General features: G+C 51.1%; 16 protein-coding genes. 5 read left to right on the top strand and 11 right to left on the bottom strand.

The window, feature by feature from the left end; genetic code table 11:
• Positions 1-291 precede the first annotated feature (291 nt).
• On the top strand, positions 292-513 hold the full coding sequence (locus DWY93_RS05710) for a hypothetical protein (RefSeq protein ID WP_015554672.1): 222 nt from the start codon (positions 292-294) through the stop codon (positions 511-513).
• Between the two features lie 134 nt (positions 514-647).
• Here DWY93_RS05710 and DWY93_RS05705 read toward each other — a convergent pair whose 3' ends face one another.
• Genes DWY93_RS05705 through cdd form a run of 3 tightly spaced genes read right to left on the bottom strand, consistent with a single transcriptional unit; the run spans position 648 to position 2,952 of the window.
• Positions 648-1,841, bottom strand: a complete 1,194-nt coding sequence (locus DWY93_RS05705; protein WP_117469720.1) for a phosphopentomutase — start codon at positions 1,839-1,841, stop codon at positions 648-650.
• Complete coding sequence (gene deoC / locus DWY93_RS05700; protein ID WP_015554674.1) at positions 1,828-2,502, bottom strand: deoxyribose-phosphate aldolase; 675 nt, start codon at positions 2,500-2,502, stop codon at positions 1,828-1,830. Before deoC ends, DWY93_RS05705 begins: the two co-directional genes overlap by 14 nt.
• A 33-nt stretch (positions 2,503-2,535) precedes the next feature.
• Positions 2,536-2,952, bottom strand: a complete 417-nt coding sequence (gene cdd, locus DWY93_RS05695) for a cytidine deaminase (protein ID WP_015554675.1) — start codon at positions 2,950-2,952, stop codon at positions 2,536-2,538.
• A 261-nt stretch (positions 2,953-3,213) separates the two neighbouring features.
• Here cdd and DWY93_RS05690 point away from each other — a divergent pair, with 261 nt between their 5' ends.
• Complete coding sequence (locus tag DWY93_RS05690) at positions 3,214-3,861, top strand: phosphatase PAP2 family protein (protein WP_347465709.1); 648 nt, start codon at positions 3,214-3,216, stop codon at positions 3,859-3,861.
• Between the two features lie 204 nt (positions 3,862-4,065).
• Here the strand turns inward: DWY93_RS05690 and DWY93_RS05685 are convergent, their stop codons facing one another.
• The 3 genes from DWY93_RS05685 to asnA form a co-directional block, all read right to left on the bottom strand.
• Entirely contained in the window at positions 4,066-5,049 is a 984-nt protein-coding gene (locus tag DWY93_RS05685; protein ID WP_117469722.1) for a D-2-hydroxyacid dehydrogenase, read from the bottom strand.
• Positions 5,037-6,848 carry an aminopeptidase P family protein gene (locus DWY93_RS05680; RefSeq protein ID WP_117469723.1) on the bottom strand — a complete coding sequence of 604 codons (1,812 nt, stop codon included), beginning with the start codon at positions 6,846-6,848 and terminating at the stop codon, positions 5,037-5,039. The genes DWY93_RS05685 and DWY93_RS05680 overlap by 13 nt, the downstream gene beginning before the upstream one ends.
• Before the next feature lie 143 nt (positions 6,849-6,991).
• On the bottom strand, positions 6,992-7,996 hold the full coding sequence (gene asnA, locus DWY93_RS05675) for an aspartate--ammonia ligase (protein WP_117469909.1): 1,005 nt from the start codon (positions 7,994-7,996) through the stop codon (positions 6,992-6,994).
• A 217-nt stretch (positions 7,997-8,213) separates the two neighbouring features.
• On the opposite strand from asnA, the gene DWY93_RS05670 reads away from it, so the two are divergent.
• Positions 8,214-8,960 (top strand): LytTR family DNA-binding domain-containing protein, encoded by a 747-nt coding sequence (locus tag DWY93_RS05670; RefSeq protein WP_015554680.1) that lies wholly within the window; start codon positions 8,214-8,216, stop codon positions 8,958-8,960.
• The gene (locus DWY93_RS05665; protein WP_181968499.1) at positions 8,941-10,239 is read left to right on the top strand and encodes an ATP-binding protein; all 1,299 of its coding nucleotides are present in this window, start codon (positions 8,941-8,943) and stop codon (positions 10,237-10,239) included. Before DWY93_RS05670 ends, DWY93_RS05665 begins: the two co-directional genes overlap by 20 nt.
• A 102-nt stretch (positions 10,240-10,341) precedes the next feature.
• On the opposite strand, the gene DWY93_RS05660 is transcribed toward DWY93_RS05665, so the two are convergent.
• The 4 genes from DWY93_RS05660 to DWY93_RS05645 form a co-directional block, all read right to left on the bottom strand.
• Positions 10,342-11,340, bottom strand: a complete 999-nt coding sequence (locus tag DWY93_RS05660) for a hypothetical protein (protein WP_117469910.1) — start codon at positions 11,338-11,340, stop codon at positions 10,342-10,344.
• Between the two features lie 135 nt (positions 11,341-11,475).
• Positions 11,476-13,515, bottom strand: a complete 2,040-nt coding sequence (locus DWY93_RS05655; protein ID WP_117469725.1) for a hypothetical protein — start codon at positions 13,513-13,515, stop codon at positions 11,476-11,478.
• Positions 13,499-15,829, bottom strand: coding sequence for an efflux RND transporter permease subunit (locus DWY93_RS05650; RefSeq protein WP_117469726.1), 2,331 nt, complete (start codon positions 15,827-15,829; stop codon positions 13,499-13,501). The genes DWY93_RS05655 and DWY93_RS05650 overlap by 17 nt, the downstream gene beginning before the upstream one ends.
• Before the next feature lie 75 nt (positions 15,830-15,904).
• Positions 15,905-16,657 (bottom strand): hypothetical protein, encoded by a 753-nt coding sequence (locus DWY93_RS05645; protein WP_117469727.1) that lies wholly within the window; start codon positions 16,655-16,657, stop codon positions 15,905-15,907.
• Positions 16,658-16,810: 153 nt separating this feature from the next.
• Between DWY93_RS05645 and DWY93_RS05640 the strand changes: the two genes are divergently transcribed.
• The gene (locus tag DWY93_RS05640) at positions 16,811-17,404 is read left to right on the top strand and encodes a TetR family transcriptional regulator (RefSeq protein ID WP_117469728.1); all 594 of its coding nucleotides are present in this window, start codon (positions 16,811-16,813) and stop codon (positions 17,402-17,404) included.
• 172 nt (positions 17,405-17,576) lie between these two features.
• Here DWY93_RS05640 and DWY93_RS05635 read toward each other — a convergent pair whose 3' ends face one another.
• Positions 17,577-19,115 carry an amino acid carrier protein gene (locus DWY93_RS05635; protein ID WP_181968498.1) on the bottom strand — a complete coding sequence of 513 codons (1,539 nt, stop codon included), beginning with the start codon at positions 19,113-19,115 and terminating at the stop codon, positions 17,577-17,579.
• Positions 19,116-19,238: the final 123 nt, after the last annotated feature.

Here is a 19,238-nt window from a genome sequence, read left to right as displayed (position 1 = left end):
GCTTGTAAGGCAGATGCTCTCCCAGCTGAGCTAAGACCCCATTGCTTCCGTCTGACGTTTCCGTCAAGCGCGATTGCTTTGACAGTTTAACCTATTTTTTCGAAATTGTCAACAGTTTTTTGAAATTTTTTTGTAATGGATTTTTCCTGTTCTATCTACACGATTTAAAAAAAAGACTGACATCTCCTATTTTTCTCTTGCATTCCCAATACATCTTGTTTATAGTATAGTGTATAAGAATCCGATTCGCGGATTCCAATAATATGAACCTGCACAGGAGGGATTGTAATTATGCCAAGAGGAAGAAAGAAGACTGACGTTGCTCCGCAGGATCTTTTAAATGAGGTCCTTGCTTCTATCGAAGAGACAGAGCAGAAATTAAAAGCATTAAGAACTCAGAAAAAGGACATTGAAAAACAGATCGAGGCCAAAGAAATGGCTGAATTATACGCGATCGTAAAAGAGAAGAACATGTCCATCGAGGATGTAAAAACGAAACTCGGCGCAGAATAAGTCTCGCACTTCTGTCTGAACATAAAAGGAAGATCCACATTTCCCGGATACCGGGGATGCGGATCTTCCTTTTTTATTCTATTTTACCTGTTCCACGAAACCAGCAGCCCACGCTGCTTTCAGGTACGTCCCGATCATTCTAATTCTTTAAAGATCGACTCCCCGATCATATTCTCCGCTTTCTTAAGTCCGAAGTTATCGAGCACCGTCGCGCCGATGACACCGAAGGTCTTCTGTTCCTCAAACATTCCCTTCTCTTTCATAGACGGGGAGTAGGCAATAAACGGAACCTTTTCTCTCGTATGGTCTGTTCCCGTGTAAGTCGGATCATTTCCATGATCCGCCGTGATCATCAAAAGATCACCTTCCCGGAGGTTTTCAAGGAGTTCGCCAAGCTTCGCATCAAAGCGCTCCAGCTCTTCCCCATATCCCACCGGATTTCTCCTGTGGCCCCACAGGGCATCGAAATCCACGAGATTCACAAAGCAGAGTCCCTTGAAATCCTTATCTTTGCAGATCTCGATGGTCTGTTCCATTCCATGGACGGAGCTCTTGGATCGGAATGCCTCCGTGATGCCCTGTCCGTCGAAGATATCACGGATCTTTCCGACGGAAATCACATCGTACCCGTTGTCCTTTAAGATATCGAGCGCCGTCGTTCCTGTCGGCTTTAACGCGTAGTCATGGCGATTGCTGGTGCGGACAAACTCTCCCTTTTTCTTTCCAACATACGGCCTCGCGATGACGCGGCCCACGCGCCACTCTTCCTTCATCGTAATCTCTCTTGCAATCTCGCAGCATCGATACAGCTCGTCGAGACCAAATGTTTCCTCATTTCCGCAGATCTGGAGAACTGAATCCGCGGAGGTGTAGACGATCATGTGGCCTGTGGCGATCTCCTCCTCGCCGAGTTCGTCAAGGATCGCAGTTCCGCTGGCGCTCTTATTTCCTATTACTTTGTGTCCGGTGCGTTTTTCCAGCTCTTCGATCAGCTCCTTCGGGAAACCGTGATCTGTGAAGGTCTTGAACGGTTTCGTCGTGTAGATCCCCATCATCTCCCAGTGTCCGGTCATGGTGTCCTTGCCGTTGCTGGCCTCGGATAACTTTGTGAAGCGGCCCGTCGGCTTTTCCACCGGGGCAACCCCCTTTAATGGTCTTAAGTTTGCGATTCCAAGCTTCTGGAGATTCGGGATATGAAACCCCTTCATGTGTTCCGCGATATGTCCCAAGGTATCCACGCCCACGTCACCAAACTTTTCGGAATCCGGCATAGCGCCGGTTCCCAAGGAATCTATGACGATCGTAAAAATCCGATTATATTTCGGCATCTAAATCTCCCCCTTTCTTTTTCGCCTGTTCCACAAGGCGGCTCGTTCCGAGACGGTCAGCGCCGAGGAGGACAAACTCCCTCGCGTCGTTGAAATCGGCGATTCCTCCTGCTGCCTTGATCTTCTTTCCGGCAGTCATATGGGCCTTCATAAGCGCCACATCCGGCTTTGTAGCCCCTGCGGCAGAAAATCCAGTGGACGTCTTGATAAAGTCCGCTCCAGAAGCAGCTACAGTCTCACACATCTTTATCTTCTCCTCATCCGTGAGAAGGCAGGTCTCGATGATGACCTTTAAAATGTGATCTCCGCAGGCCTCTTTTAAGGCATTGATCTCCGCCAGGACCTTATCGTACTGTCCCATCCTGACCCAGCCGATGTTGATCACCATGTCAATCTCTTCCGCTCCGTCTTTTAATGCCTCTTTCGTCTCAAAGACTTTCACAGCCGTCGTGTTGTACCCGTTCGGGAATCCGATGACGGTACAGACGGGCATCTTCCCATCCAGATATTCTGCCGCCTGCTTTACGTAGGACGGCGGGATGCAGACGGATGCGGTTCCATATTTTACCGCGTCATCGCAGATCTCCCTGATCTGTTCCCAGGTGGACGGCTGTTTTAACAGTGTATGATCAACTTTCTTCAATATATCTCTGTATGTCATATTTTCTCTGATACATCCTTTCCAGTGTGCCTTCTATTTTTCCAGTGCTTTCCCCGTAAAGCCTAACGGTAGCAGCTCTTTCAGGAGGTAATCCCGGATCTCCCCGTCCCCATTCATAAGGACGATCCGAAAGGTCTCCGGGTCGCAAAACTCTGCCATCACCTGGCGGCAGACGCCGCAGGGCGCGCAGAAATCCTTCGGTTCTTTTCCCTTCGGACCGCCCACGATGGCGATCGCCCGAAAGTCCGTATTTCCCTCGCTGACAGCCTTAAACATCGCCGTCCGCTCCGCACAGTTTGTCGCCGGATACGCCGCGTTTTCAATATTGCAGCCGCGAAAAACTGTTCCGTCCCCGCATAGAAGCGCTGCTCCCACCGCAAAGCCGGAATATGGGCAGTAGGACTGTTTTCTTGCTTCCAAAGCTTCCCTTACCAGTTCCTTATTTCTCATGAATTTCCTCCCTCCCGGTTTGAAAATCCGAATATATTTTCTTCCTTTAACATACCATAAAGCCGAAACAATGTCAAAAGTCTTACCGCCTTCTTACATTTCTAACGTCTTCCTTACTTTTCGATAAAAATTTACCACTGGGGGTTGAAACCCCACTTTTAAAGTGATATAATTTGGCAACGCAAGGGAAATGTGACAAAAGTATTACAAAGCAGGACTTTAATGATGATGCCTGTTCAGAAAGGAAAGGAGGTCATCCTTTTGAAAAAGCTGATAAGAAAATATGGGCACGTATGGATGCTATCCTATGCATTCATCTATATCCCCTGGTTTACAAGACTTCAGGAGAACATAAACAAACCTTACCACGTCATGCACACGGCACTCGATGATATGATTCCTTTCGAAGAGATCTTTATCGTACCTTATCTGATGTGGTTTTTATATGTAGCAGCCACCATCGCATTTTTCTTCTTTCGGAATCGTGATGACTATTACAGGCTCTGCACCTTCCTTTTCACAGGAATGACGATCAGTCTTCTCGTCTGCACCCTGTTCCCGAACGGAACGGACTTCCGTCCAGCGATCGATCCGGATAAAAATATTTTCTGCTACCTGGTATCGAGACTCTGGAGCATTGATCCGTGCATCAACGTCTTCCCGAGCATCCATGTATACAACTCCGTCGGTGTCCACATCGCGGTCTGCCACAGCGAAGAATTAAAGAAACATCCGATGATCATCGGGGCATCCGGCGTTCTGATGGTTCTGATCTGCCTGGCAACAATGTTCTTAAAGCAGCACTCCGTGATCGATGTGGTCGGCGCGCTCCTCATGGCATCCGTCATCTACCCGATTGCTTATGCACCGGAGGCGGAAAAGAAGAAAAAATACGAGACGAGCTTCTAAAATATAATAACTTCAAACCTGTGCAGGATAGTTTTTACGGCTGTCCTGCATTTTTTGTTGCTGTTTTTGCTGTTTTTCTAACTTTCATATTCACAGGAGACCTCTACCTCCTGCCTCTTTCGAATGCATGACAGCAAAAACAGCCGTCCTCTTTACCCGCCATATAAGCACACAAAAGAACAGCTGTCTTTACTTTTTATCTGACTATTGCTTTCTATATCCCGTCGTAAAATCCACCACATTCCGGTACGGCGTTCCGTTCGCCCAGGCCGCGAGATTTTCTCCCGCGATCCGGATGATCCGCTCAAATGTCTCCGGGAGGAAAAAATTACCTGCCACATGAGGCGTGATCACAAGGTTCTCAAGCTCCCACAACGGGCTGTCCGCCGGAAGCGGTTCCGGCTCCGTAACATCGAGACCACAGCCGCCGAGATGTCCATCTTTTAAAACTTTATAAAGTCCATCCGGATCGATGGCGTTTCCGCGACCCACATTGATGAGGTATGCGCCCTTTTTCATCAGGCGGAGTCTTCTCTCATCCATGATGTGGTTTGTAGCGCTTCCGCCCGGAAGGACCATGGCAACAATATCTGCCCGGCCTAAGAGCATATCCAGATCATCCATCGTGTGCTGCTCATCCAGGTAATCCGGCTTATTCTGGTTCGTGCGGCGGACACCGATCACATGGGCGCCCAGCGCGTGGACCTTTCTCGCGTAATCCCCGCCGATATCGCCCAGACCCAGGACAAGGATCGTGGAACCTTCCACGGAAATGATATTTCCCATGGCTTTCCATACATGCTCTGCCTGATTGGCATGATACTGGTTTAAACGTCTGATCAGGTCGAACGTAAGACCCAGCATATGCTCGGAGACCGCGAGTCCGTAAGCGCCTGTGGCGTTTGCGAGCACTGCTCCCTCCGGCATCACACCGGCCTTGATATAGAGATCTGCCCCAGCAGAATTTAACTGGAGCAGCTCCAGGTTCTTCGTGCCGGAGAGCAGGGATGGATCTACGTTTCCGATGATAACATTTGCCCGTTCCGCGTCCTCCTTTGTGACTTCCTCGCCGCTCACATATCGGATGCAGCAGTTCTTGTCACCTGAGGCAGCTTTTTCTTCAAGGAACTTTTTATGAGCCTCGTTTACCGGGATCACCACCAGAATGTTTTTCTCTAAATCCGCCATGTGTAATCCTCTCCAATCGGTCTTGTCGCTTCTTTTAACCACTCGTTCTCTTCCTCAGTCATATACGGGGAAAGCTTCTCGCAGACTTCTTTATGGTACGCGTTCAGCATTCTCACATCAGACGGCTCCATCACGGAAATATCCACCGCATCGAGATCGATGGGCGCGAATGTCATGTTCTCGAAGCACATGAACTGACCGTACTCATTCTTCTCCGCCTTTCTGCAGAGGGACAGGTTCTCAGTACGGATTCCGTGGCTGCCTTCGATGTAAAGACCCGGCTCGTCGGATGTCAGCATGCCCTCCTCCAGAACGCAGGAATCCTGACGCTCCGGAACGATGCGCCAGCGGATGCCGTTCGGTCGCTCATGGACAGCGGATAAGAAGCCAACGCCATGTCCGGTACCGTGGTTGAAGTCGAACCCCCGCTCCCAGAGCGGTCCTCTCGCAAGGTAATCCACATTGAGACCCCGGCAGCCGTATAAAAATTTCGCGTTCATCAGGCGGAGCATTCCCATCATGACAAGTGTAAAGTGTTCCTTCATCTCGTCTGTCACATGACCGACCGCGATGGTTCTTGTGACGTCCGTGGTTCCCTCATAGTACTGTCCGCCAGAGTCTACCAGATAGAAGCCATCTGTTCCCACCGGGCTCTCCTGCTCCTTTGTCGCATGGTAGTGGCACATCGCCGCGTTGGAGCCGAATGCGGAGATCGTCGTGAAGCTCGGTCCGAGGTAACCTTCCTGGGCCTTGCGGTAATCCTCCAGGCGCTCTGCGGCCTCTGTCTCTGTGAGTTCCACTTTTCCCGCGTTCTTCTTCATCCAGTACAGGAATTTCGTCAACGCCACGCCGTCCTTTAAATGAGCTTTGCGAAGGTTTTCCATCTCCACCGGGTTCTTCACTGCCTTCATCCGGGAAGTCGGGTTCATAGCCTCCACAATGCGGTTGGAGGCATCGATTTTCTTATAGAGGGCAAAGTTTACCTTACCCGGCTCTAAGAGGACCGTCTCGTTTCTGATCCCTGCCACCGCGTCGTAGATCGCGTCGTATTTTTCGATGGCGACATGATTCTCCTCAAAATAAGCGCGGAGCTCCGGGGAGAATTTGCGGCTGTTAATAAAAAGTCTCGCCTCATCCTCTGTGATCAGGGTGAATGCCGGTGCCAGTACATTTCCGTCGTCGGAATTTTTGCGGATATTAAAGAGCCATGCCACATCGTCAAGGCTTGACAGGATGTGCACGGTCGCGTGTTCCTTCTTCATCGCGGTTCTGAGGCGGGCAAGCTTCTCCGCAACGGTCTCGCCTGCGTACTTCACGTCGAGGACCCACACCTCCGGTGCCGGAAGGATCGGGCGTTCTTCCCAGACCTCACCCGCAAGGTCATCGCCGACGGAAAGTGTGGCATGTTTCTCTGCCATCATGGTCTCAAATTTTCTTCCCTGGGCAGCATTTACCACGCGGCCGTCAAAGCCTAAAACGCCGCCTTCCGGCATATGGTCCATCAGGTATTCCTCAATGGTCGGGACGCCCTCCTCGCCCATCGCCATCAGACGTGTGTCCTGGCCTTCCAGCTCTTTCTTCGCCTGGACAAAATATCTTCCGTCTGTCCACATGCCGGAAAAAGCCTGGGTGATCACCATGGTCCCCGCGGAACCTGTGAAGCCGGACAGGAATGCGCGGCATTTGAAATAATCCTCCACATACTCAGAATCGTGGAAATCAGAAGACGGAACATAGTACGCGTCCACATTTCTCACTTTCATCAGGGTCCTGAGTTCCCTCAAACGTTCATTTGCCATTTTTTTACCTCCATAAGCAGGAAAAGTTACCGCACACATCTTTGTGGACCGTAACTGTTTTCCTGAATATTTAATACCGGTCAGGCTTGCGCCGCCGGGTCGTTCTCATAATAAGTCTGTGCAGATCCGCATCCGCCTGCTGCTTACAGCAGCGGAATTCCCGCCTTATTCGCCTCCTCGCGGACCTCATCCGGCCACAAGGAAGACTGGATCTCACCGATATGGGCTTTTCTTAAGAAGAACATACAGATACGGGACTGTCCGATACCTCCGCCGATGGTGTATGGAAGCTCTCCGTTTAACAATGCCTTCTGGAATGCAAGCTTCTCGCGCTCCTCACAGCCTGCCGCCTTTAACTGCTCGTGCAGGGAGATCTCGTCCACACGGATACCCATGGAGCTTAACTCAAGGGCAATGTCGAGAACCGGATAGTAGACGATAATATCGCCGTTTAATTTCCAGTCATCATAGTCCGGAGCACGTCCATCGTGCGGCTCTCCGGATTTTAACTTTCCGCCGATCTGCTCGATAAACACAGCGCCGTGAAGCTTCACGATCTCATACTCTCTCTGCTTCGGGGTGAGATCCGGGTAGAGGTCCTCAAGCTCCTGGGATGTGATAAACTCGATGTGCTCCGGGAGAACACGGCCGATATAGTCGTACTCGTATGCCATATAGTCCTCTGTGATCTTTAATGCCTTATATACGGCACGGACAGTCTCTTCCAGTGTCTCGCGGGTTCTCTCCTCCTTCGTGATCACCTTTTCCCAGTCCCACTGGTCCACATAGATGGAGTGGATGTTATCGGTGTCCTCATCGCGGCGGATAGCGTTCATATCGGTGTATAAACCTTCACCCGGCTGGAAGCCGTACTGTTTCAACGCGTAACGTTTCCATTTTGCCAGGGAGTGGACAATCTCTGCCTTTCTTCCGCCTTCCTTAATATCGAAGGCAACCGGGCGCTCCACACCGTTCAAGTTATCATTTAATCCGGATTCCGGCGTTACAAATAACGGAGCGGAAACTCGGGTCAGATTTAACTGTTTTGTAAGTTCCTTCTGGAAGAAATCCTTCACGACCTTGATAGCGATCTGGGTCTCTTTTAAGTCAATATCCGGAGTATAACCGGCTGGTACAATAAAATTCATTGTCGTGCTCACCTTTCTATGCAGCATCCAATTTTCTGTCTTTTCCGCCGCCATAAAATGCCAAAACAGCGGCATTTTTCCTTTGCGCTTTATGCTGCCGGTATCCATCATATCATTATTTGGCGGAAAATGGAAGAAAAGTTTCATTCTTCCACACATTTCCCCAAAAACATGTTAAAATAGCTTTAACAGTTTAACATCAAAGGAGCGACCGAACATGAACATTGCGATCGTCGATGACCGAAAGACGGATTCTGACCGGCTTGTCGGATTTATTGATACATATGCGGAACAGCATAGGCTTCAGTGGGGGGCAATGGACCGTTTTTCCAGCGGGGAAGAGTTTTTGGGCGCGTTTACGGCCGGAAAGTATGATCTCATCTTCCTTGATATCTACATGGATGGCATCACCGGGATGGAGACGGCGAAGCGGATCCGGCGGGCGGATCATGGCTGCAGGATCATCTTTATCACCACCTCCCCTGAATTTGCCGTGGAGAGCTACGACGTGAGCGCATCCTTCTATCTCCTGAAACCTATTGAAAAGAACGGTGTGTTCGCTGCCCTCGACCGGTGCGGGCTCCAGGATGCTGAACGCACCAGGGCGGTGGAGGTTGCAACACATTTTGGAAAGACAGTTCTCCCGGTCCACGATATCTCCTACACCGAGTATGTCAGACGGCAGGTTCTCATACACCTTAAGAACGGGCAGGATATGGAAGTCTCCATGAGCCAGAAGGATTTCTCCGCCCTTCTGCTCCAGTATCCGTGGTTCTGCGACTGCATCAAGGGGATCCTCGTAAACTTTGAGGACGTGGATAAGCTTTTAGAAGACCGTTTTCTCTTAAAAAGCGGGATCCAGATCCCTATCAGCCGTCTGAAATACCGGAATGTGCGGGAGCAATTTCTTGAGTATTCCTATTCGAAAGTCCGGGGAGGTCAGTATGGCGGAACTGCTTATTAATGAATTTTTCAGCACTTATCCGTTCCACATGTTCGCGTATCTTCCGTTTCACACGAATCTGCGTTATCCGGGAAAAATAACGATCCTGCTCTCTGCCCTTGCGGAGATCATATATCTGGCAGTCTTCGCGATACTGGTCCATGCGGGGTTTCCAGCCGTATCTGTACAGTATCTTGCGATTCCCATTCTGGGATTTTTTCTCTACCATCTGGTTCAGGCAAACATCGGAATCGTCACGTTCCAGTACACCTTTGTCCTTGACTACCTCATGGTGATCCGCGCCTCCTCCTTTTTTATCTGCAGACAGTTTCTGCACTGCGGATTCTACACCTGGCAGTCCGGCGTCACTACGTTACTCCTGGTGCTCCTCACCACCCGGTTTATGATAAAGCGGCTCACAGAGATCATCGACAGTCTCTCCGCGATCCAGGCGCCTGCAATCTGGAAAACCGCATGGCTTCTTCCATTTTCCGCCACGATGATCATCTTCCTTCTCACCGGCAATATCCGGGATGGGAATTTTGATCAGGCAGACCTTTTCGCCAGAGTCCTGCTGCTCGTCTGCATGTTCCTCATCAGCCACACGCTGATCATGCTCCTGCGCTTCTTTAAGGACCAGGCAGAAGCCGCGGCAAAATCGGAGACCATGGAAAAGCTCCTGGAGATCCAGTCAGACCAATACAGCCTTCTCACCGCCAGGATCCAGGACAACCGCCGGGCAAGGCACGATTTCCGCCAGCATCTGGCCGTCATCAGGGACTGCGCCGACCGCGGGGATCTCGCCTCCCTGAAAAATTATCTGAACAATTACGAAAACATGTTCCCGATCCAGGAGGTCCGCACCTACTGCAAAAACTACGCAGTCAACGCGATCCTCTCCTTCTACGCGGAAAAGGCAGAAAAAAACGGGATCTCCATGCAGGTCACCATCCAGATGGCTGACCCGCCGGTGATCCCGGAAACGGAATTCTGTGTTCTAGTCGGAAATTTACTGGAAAACGCAGTGGACGCCTGCGCGGATACCGATGCGGAGATCCAGTCTTTCATCCGACTCCATGTAGTCCAGACCGGCTCCTCCATGCTCTCCATCACCGCCGACAACACCAGCTCCGGAAGTCCGAACTGGTCCGGAGATAAGCTGCTTTCCACAAAGCACTCCGGCTACGGCATTGGAACGGAGTCTATCCGCATGATCGCAGAGCGGTACAGCGGGGACGCGAGATTTAGGTGGAAAGACGGAATATTCTACGCGTCTGTGATGTTAAATCCGCAGGTTTGACCGCTGAGACCGGATTTTCGACCTCTGTTATCTCCTGATGACAATTTCATATCAGTACCTTCAGCTTTTATATGCCCTGAACGAATCATCCCGATTTTGGTCTTACATCCCCGGCACATACACGCCGCTCTCATTCACATAGAGCCCGTCCGGCGTCCTCCCGCTCTTATACATGGCTCCGCTCACCGGATCCAGATAGTAGGACTTGTTGTACAGGGTGATCCATCCTGTGGCCATATATCCGTCCTCCCGGAAATAGTACCACTTTCCGCTGATGTAGAGCCACTCTGCCGCCGCCCATGTGCCATCACCGTAGTCCCACCACCATCTGCCGTCAGCGCTCTGCTTCCAGGAGCCTGCGGCGTAGGATCCGATCTCCCCTGAGCGGACCCAGGCGCTCTTCGTGTTGTTTGTGGACTTCACGGAGCGGACCTCAAAGCTGTAGGATCCAGAGGTTCCCATCAGTCTCGAAAAATCGTACTTCGTTCCGTAGATCGTAAACTCGTCCCCCGTGAGACTGCCGTCCTTTAAGAGGCGGAGCTGGTAATATTTCGCCCCGCTGACCGCTGACCATATTCCCGTTCCGTAGGCGTTCGGAGACCAGGCCACACCTGTGGGCGCCTTGACGGTACTTGTGGTGGATGCGGTGGTTTTCTTATCGAATGTCAGGCGGAACGTCAGCTCGACGGTACTTCTGTCATTTTTCTTTACCGCCTTCACGTACTCCGCTTTTCCGTATCCGTTTTTTGCGGAATCGGACAGTGTCAGGCGAAAGTCCTTTGAGGCTGTCCCGGAGAAATAATAATGATCCTCGTCCGCTACCTCCAGCGTCACCGTGATCTTCGGTGGATTGGACTCCGTATAGCCGTTTCCGTCGTTATTTTCGATATAAATGTTATCTACATAGTAAAGATCTGTATTATCCCCGTAGGGCGTCACTGTGACGTCCTCAGAGTCATTTTTAAGTCCCACAGTGCTGTCGATGGTCAGGTATATCTTTCCGACCGCTGTCTTGCTGGCTGCAAAAGCCGGAAACGCCGCAGTCACTGCCAGAACCGCCGCCAGCAGAAATCCCGCAATCTTCTTTCCAAATTTTTTCATGTCTTCTCCTCCCCGTAAGAAGTTCTTCCACTCGCTTCTCTTTATCCCCTCATATACCAGTTTGTGCAGAAAAACGTCCATGCAGAACAATTCTGCCGTACATCCTCCTGCACAAATCCGTCAGATATTCTTTCATTATCTGTTCTTAAAGATCTCAATGATCGCCCTGACCATCTGGACCAGCATGTTCCACATTCTCTCAAGCGGGTTCACATCCGCCTTCGCTGTCTCCGCATCGAGAAGCTCCGCGTCATCGTCCACGCTGATCTCCTCGGTTCTCATGATGATCTGCAGGGTGTTCGGCTCCGCGTTCTCATCGGAAGTGAAGGAGACCTTCTCCGCGTTTGGATCCATATTTAAGAAATTGTTGTCGTCCTCCATGTCGTTCCACTCATTGTCCATGGTGTCCTTCATAGTCCGGCCGGCCTTTCTCATGGAGCTGGTGCTGTCGAGGACGCTTAAACTCTTGTCGAGGACATTCAAACTTCCCTTGATGGAGTCCTTCGCCGCCGCGTCAAGGCTGTCCGCGCTGGCACGGACGGTATTCTGTACCAGAGTCAGGGAATCCGTGCTCTTATTAAGGGCATCCGTGGTTCGGTTTACGAGCTCCCCGGAATCATCCAGGGCTGACTGGAGATCCGGGTAATACACATCCAGGGAGTCCTTTAACGCCTTCACATCCTCGATCAGATAGTCCATCTGGTCTGTGGTCTGTGCCAGGTATTTTGATGTATTGGATACATCGTCGAGCATATCTGCTGTATCTGCCACAAGGGCATTGCTGGAGGAAGCCACCTGGCGGAGCGCTTTCTCCTTCTGCTTTAAGATTCCGATAAGTTCCTGGGCATTCAGCATTCCCGCATGTCCGGCGGAGGTGTCTGCTCCCGCTGCTGCCGCTGCCAGTGCCTGGGTATCTTCATCCCCTGCCTCACCGTTGCAGTAATCTGCGATCGCGTCCTGCATGGACTCCTGGGCAGAAGCCAGGTTTTTGATAAACTCCAGAACGCTCTGCTGAAGCTGTGTGTCAAGCTTTTTGATCAGCTGAACGGAAGCGACTACGTTTCCAATACTGCCGGACGCGCCCTCAGAGCTATCCCTTAAGCCCCGTAAGCTCGTGTCCAGTCTGCGGATCGGCTCCTGCATGTTTCCGAGTGTGTTGACAACGTCTGTCATGCTGTTGTGGGCAACCTCGGAGGCATCCTTTGCAGTCTGGATATACGGAACGATGGTTCCAAGCTGCTCGGAGAGCGCCGTCAGGGAAGCCAGTGTCTGGTCATTGCTGTCCAGGATCTCGTCCTTGGAACCGCTGATGACGCCTCTCGCGCTCTCCGCCTCATTTAAGCCCTGGCGCAGCTCGTTGACGCCGCTTCTCATGGCCTCGACGGAAGCCGCCATCTGGTCCATGCTGTCGTATAACTGGTCACCGGCATCCTTCCAGGTGTCCTTGGCGTCCTTCAGGTCAACGATGTGCTCTAAGTCTTTCACCGTTCCCGGAACCATCGCCATGATGACACCGGAGGTCTCAAACTTGTCGCTGCCAATGCGGATCGTGTAATCGCCCTCCTCGCCCGGAAGCGCCGTGTACATGATCGCGGTCTGGGAACCGAGGCTCTGGGTCTGGGAATCTTCCGCTTCCACACTGTAGCACTTGCTCATATCAACAAGCATCGCTACCACTAACATCATATTGTTCTTATAGTAATCTCTCGCCGCCTCATTCGGTGTCGCTGTCACATGTACCTCCACCAGACCGGAAGCACCCGCAAGCTTCTCAGCGTCCGTCGGGACGCCGTTTAATTTGTAGGACACATCCATGGTCCACGGAAGTGTCACCGCGTCCTTATCGATCGCTCCCTTATAGTAGAAATATCCCTTGGTGTCCGCCGGGAGATTCCATGTGACCTTTCCGTCACTGATCTCCGGAGCTGTGTTGTTGGTCATATTTGTCACATCAAGATAATTTCCATAATCCGTAAAGCTTGTGAGACCATTTAAGCTCACACCCTTCACGACATTCACCTTATCAACGGAACCATAGTAATCCAGGTTCACGTACATCGCTTCATCGACGCTCACAGACGCCTCTGCCGCATAGACCGGCGCAGAAACAAGGCTGGTGCAGAGTGTGACAGCCGCCATGCCCGCTGCCATGATCCTTCTATTTTTCTGTCTCATCACCGTTCTCCTCCATTTCTTCTCTATCTGTCAATTCCGGCTCCGATTCCCTGCTGGCCGCCGCCTCGTTCTCATCGTCCTCGTAGGGATCTCCGCCTTCATCTGTACTCTCTTCTGTCTCGTCCCCGTTCTTTCCGGAACGTCTCTTCTCTCTCTGGTTCTTCACACGGCGGTGCAGGCGTCTCGCAAGAGCTGCCGCCGGTTTCTCGCCGACGATAAAATTGTCAAATAATGTTAACAGCAGCGGAAGCACCGTCAGTACCAGCACAAGGCTGAACAGTCCGCCTCGTCCGATCAGGTGTCCCAGGTCCGCGATGGCCGTTGTGGACGAGATCATATACACGATATATCCGGCCAGCGTGATGATGGATCCGGAAGTAAAAATCGAGGAACAGGACGCTGCGACGGCCTCCACACATGCCTTTTTCTTCGGCAGCGTCTTTCTCTTCGCCAGGTAGTTGTTTGCAAGCAGGATCGAGTAATCGACCGTGGCACCCAGCTGGATACTGCTGACGATGATATAACCCATGTACACCATCTCGACACCCTGGAAATACGGCATCGCCATGTTGATGAAGATCGCCACCTCGATGGGAATGATGACGAGGATCGGCATGACAGCCGACTTGAAGCTCATCATGACGACGAGGAATACGCCCGCCAGGGACAGAACATTTACATTCTCATAGTCCTTTACGATGAAGGACTTGATATCCTGGGTGGACGGAGTCTCACCGACGAGATAGCTTCCTTCCGGGTAATACTTCTTTACGATCTCCTGGATCGCGTCGGAGTCCTTGAATGCCTCGGCACTCTCGGTCTTCGTTCTCGTGTAGATCAGCATCCGGCAATAGCCGTCTTTATGTAAGAGCTCCACCGTGGACTTCGGGAGAAACTCTTCCGGGATCCCCTCCGGCAACGTATCCGCTAAAGCTGTAACGTTCTTTACATAGGATAGATCCTTGATCTCCTTCGCCATGGCCCGCTCATTGACCTCCGATGTGTTCGGATAGAGGGCGAGCAGCATGTTGCTTCGGCCGAAGATCTTCGTGATCTGCTGGTCATCTTCATAAACCTGTGTTCCCTCCGAGGCACCCATGGAGTCGTTTCCGTAAAGGAAATCGTTCAGGCCCTGGGCCGTGTATGCAAGCGGTGTCACGAGGACGATCACCGCGAACACGATGGGACGGATCCGGTAGATCGCTTTTCCAAGTCCGTGGAAATCCGGCATAAAGGAACGGTGCTTTGTCTTCTCATTGAGCTTCGCGAACTTCAGGATCATCGCCGGCATGAAGAAGACGACTGTCAGCAAGCTGAATACGATACCTTTCGCCAGGACAAGACCCAAGTCAAATCCGATGGAGAACTTCATCGTCACAAGGGCCAAGAAGCCGACGACTGTCGTCAGGCTGCTGGCGAAGATGGAATTGATCGCCTCCTGAACGGCGTTGATGATCGCGTCCTCCTCGTTCATTCCCTGCTTTCTGTAGTTCATGAACGCGTCAAGCAGGAAGATCGAGTAGTCCATGGATGTTGCCAGCTGCAGGATGATCGACACGTTTTCCGTCAGGAACGAGACGGTTCCGATAAAGATGTTCGTTCCCTTATTAAGCAGGACAGCGACGCCCATAACCAACAGGAATAATATCGGTTCCGTCCATGCCGTTGTCGTCACGGAAAGCACAGCGAAGATCATGATCACCGCCACAACGAGGATCCTGCTCATCTCGCTTGCCATGGACTCTGTCATGGATTTGTTCTGGACCGCCATGCCGACGTAGCATCCTTTGTCCCCTAAGAGATCCTTGATCTCGTCGATGGCAGTGGAGGTTCGGGTGGAATCACTCTCCTCCACAAATGTGATATCGTAGACCGCATTCCGGTCTTTGTAATAATCCTTGATCTCACTCTCATCAATGAAGTCTTCACCGGCATAGATATTTACCGTGCTGTCGCACCATAAGACCTGGTCCACGCCATCGATATCGGCGATCTCATCTTTATATTGCTTCGCCTCGTACAGCGAGACGTCCTTCACCATGACCCGCGCCGTTCCGGGATAACCGAACTTATCACGCATAACGTCAAGTCCGATAGCGGATTCCGCCGTTTCCGGAAGATATTTCGTCAGGTCATAGTTTACATTTACAAAGTTCATCGTCAAAAGCGAGAGCAGGCAGCCGATCACGAAGACCGACTCGATCCAGCCGCGTTTATGGATGATAAATGACGCGAGCATGTAGGAAAAGCCGCCGTTCTGGTTCTTTTTCTTTTCTTTATGCCCGCGGAACATGTTTTTTATTTTCTCTCCCATGTCTTCTCTCCTTATATTCCCTGTCCGTAACTGTTCAGTACCCACACAGGTCATTTTCCGTCACCGTCCACATTCCTACCGTTCCAGAACCACCATGTAATAGTCCTTTCCATTCTGGTTTTCATGGGCAATTCCCATTCTGCGGTAGTATTCCAGGGAATATTTTTTATCGTCCTTCCGGTCGAATTTTTCCTGCATCCGGATCATAACAGAATCATACGGATCGTATGTCTCCTCAGGGCCCCAGAGGTACATCTCAAAAAATGTGGCACTCTTTCGCTCCGGAAATGCTGTCTTTACGTAATCGCTTACGGTTCCCTCTCCCGGGATCGTATTTTTGCTCTTGGAATATCCCTTTTCCATAGCGGAAGAAAGTCTTGCCTTTGCGATATCGCAGAGATTCATGTCGAGGACAAATGTGGCGCGTCCATCGTAAAACTCCACATCCCCGTTGTCGTAATCATCCTCCGCCTCCGGATAAGTGTCAAAAAACAGGTCGCTCTTCTCATCATTCATATCATCAAAGAGTTCCTGTTCCTTCTGATCCAGCACGTATACAGGATACGCGCCGCCCTGCGTATTCGGGGTTTTCCGCGCATAGGACAGCGCCCCGTCCTTTGTAAACGTGTAGCATGTATTCTCATCTTCTATAAAATCTGTGCTCCAGGCACCGTTTTCCATAAGGTAGTACCACTTTCCCGAGATCTGATTCCATCCCGGTACCGCTCCGAATGGCTCCGGAGCTGCCGCATATGCGGGAACTGCTGTCATTCCCGTGATCATGCAGAGGATCGCTGCCATTCTTCGTACTTCTCTTCTTCGGATCATATGATCGCCTCCGCTTTTTTCTTTCCTTTTCACTTGCAATATTATCTATGTTTATGCTAAAATACTCAAGAACCAATTTTTGAAAAGTGTACCAAATGAGACAAATTATCACTTTTTGTCCAATTTGGAATGGATAGAGGAGTTTTGTAGTTTATGATAAAATTACCGATCCGGGAAGAACATGTTTCTGTCCGCAGGACCTACCTGCTTTTGATGAAGGCGCTCCTGGACCTTCTGGCGGAAATGCCTTTTGAGAAGATCTCCCTCACTGATCTCTGCCGAGTCTCCATGATCTCCCGGTCCACGTTCTACCGGTATTTTGAGGACAAATATGATCTTCTGCACTACTGCGTGAAAATGTATATCGAGGGACTCCGCCCGGTGGAGGATCTGATCTACTTTAAAAGCACCGATTCCCTGCGTCAGTTTTTAGAATATCTGATCGCTCAGGTGGATGAGAATATCACTCTCTACCGCCGGATCTACCAGACGAACAAAAACGGCTCCCTGATGTTCACGATCCAGGGAGACCTGGCGAAGATCCTCACGGAGAGCGGCTGGCAGGGCGAGAACCAGGGCGTTCGGTTAAAGATCCCGCTCCCACTCTATGTTTCGTTTATGTCAAGCTTTTATCTGACGACGCTAAGATCTTATTTAGAGCTGGCGGATGAATATGACGCGAAGACCTTCGTGGAAAGCGTCTGCCGCTTTGCGCTCAGGGATTTCTGGGAGAAGGCTGACGGCTGATCCGGCAGCCTCTTTTTCCACTGTCCGGAATCCGTTTCTACTTAATATAATATGGAAGCTTCCCGCAGGTCTTTTAACTGCCCTGCTTCCTGTACTTTGGTTCTGTTATTATCCGCATAGTAATGCCGCTCTGCGTTTCTTTCTGAATCCACCGGGCGGCATCTTTTTTCTCTTATTTCATCTTTGCCCGCTCATCCCACACCGTAACATCGATTCCGGCGATCTTTGATGTGAATGCGGTTCCATCGTTCTTTTCGAAGTGTTCCCATGCCCGGAGCACATACTTAAAGCCTATGTACTGTAATGGCAGGTTGCAGTATACCATGAGGATATTCGCGAAATCGCTGAGATCCCACAGGGCACTTAAGTCCATGCCCGCAATGTTCGTGATAACGCCGAAGGAGATGACTACCAGGCAGAGCACGCGGATCGTGTTAATAAAGGCAGGTCTCGTGGAGATCCGGTTCGCGCACATTTCCGTGAAGGACATGAATCCCACAAGGCAGGTAAACGCGAACAGACCGAAGCAGACGCTGACGAGCATCGTCACGAGGTGATAGATCGTTCCGTTCCCGGTGAGCGCTCCGCAGGATGCTAAGAACCTGTCAAGTTTTCCGAGTTCAAACCATGCTGCGCTGTCCTCCGTGAGCCACACTCTTCCCATGACAACGACGAATCCTGTCAGGGTGCAGATCACGATGGTATCTAAGAAAACGCCAAGCGCCTGGACACAGCCCTGGTCACAGGGATGCTTTGCGTCCGCCGCCGCTGCCGGCATGGTGATCGTTCCCTGTCCAGCCTCATTTGACATAAGGCCTCTCTTGATTCCCTGGCTCAGCGCGATACCGAAGGCACCGCCGAAGACTGCTTCCGGCCGGAAAGCCTCGGAGAATACTGCTCCGAAGAACCACGGGATTCTCGGGATATTAAATACGATGAGAAGAATGACTGTCAGGATATAGATCACTGCCATCACAGGAACTAAGAGGTCTGTAACCTTTGTCACCTTCTTGATTCCACCAAAGCTGATGACCGCCGTCGCCGCGATGAGGACCGCGAAGGAGATCCAGTACAGGGCGGAGTTTGTCTCGATGACGGTTCCCGTAAATACGCCCGCGATCGCTCCCACCGCGGAGATCGTGTTGAAGCCCTGGGCCGGGAAGCAGAGGAACGCATAGATAATGTAGAGGACACTGAGCGCCGCTCCTGCCCATGCCGCATTCTTTAAGAGTCTTCTTCCGTAATACGGCAGGCCGCCCACATACTCATCATCTTTTCTCTCCTTAAAGATCTGGGAGAGTGTCGCCTCAACGAAAGCTGTGGACATACCAAAGAAGGCGGAGATCCACATCCAGAGCAGGGCGCCCGGACCGCCGGTGGAGATCGCGCCGGTGACGCCTAAGATATTTCCGGGGCCGACACGCATGGCCGTCGACAGGAGGAATGACGCCAGGGATGAGATTCCTGTGCCGCTGCTCTTCTGTCTCATCAGGACATGGAGTCCGTGGCGGAATTTCCGCACCTGGATAAACCGGAGTCTGAATGTAAAATAGATTCCTGTTCCCACTAAAAGGATGATCGCCAGACTGAAGTTTCCGAGGATCGGGATATTCGCGTACCAGTCAAAGTTCGTCGGGAAATCCCAGAACAGGTTCGAGACGATCTGGATCTTTCCGCATATGACATTTACGGTCTGAAACAACGCTTCCATAGCTTTTTCCTCCTCATGATTCAATTTTTCTGTACTGTCGGAAATTTTTCTGGGATGATTCTCCGCAATGATCCCCGGCATCCCTCATTTGAATTCAGATTTCCATTAAGATTTAAAAGTATT

This window comes from Clostridium sp. AF28-12 (genome assembly GCF_003435225.1).
In the GTDB taxonomy this organism is placed as follows: domain Bacteria; phylum Bacillota; class Clostridia; order Lachnospirales; family Lachnospiraceae; genus Pilosibacter; species Pilosibacter fragilis.
Note: the sequence above shows the minus strand (reverse complement) of the source record. Positions and strands in the feature narration are given on the sequence as shown.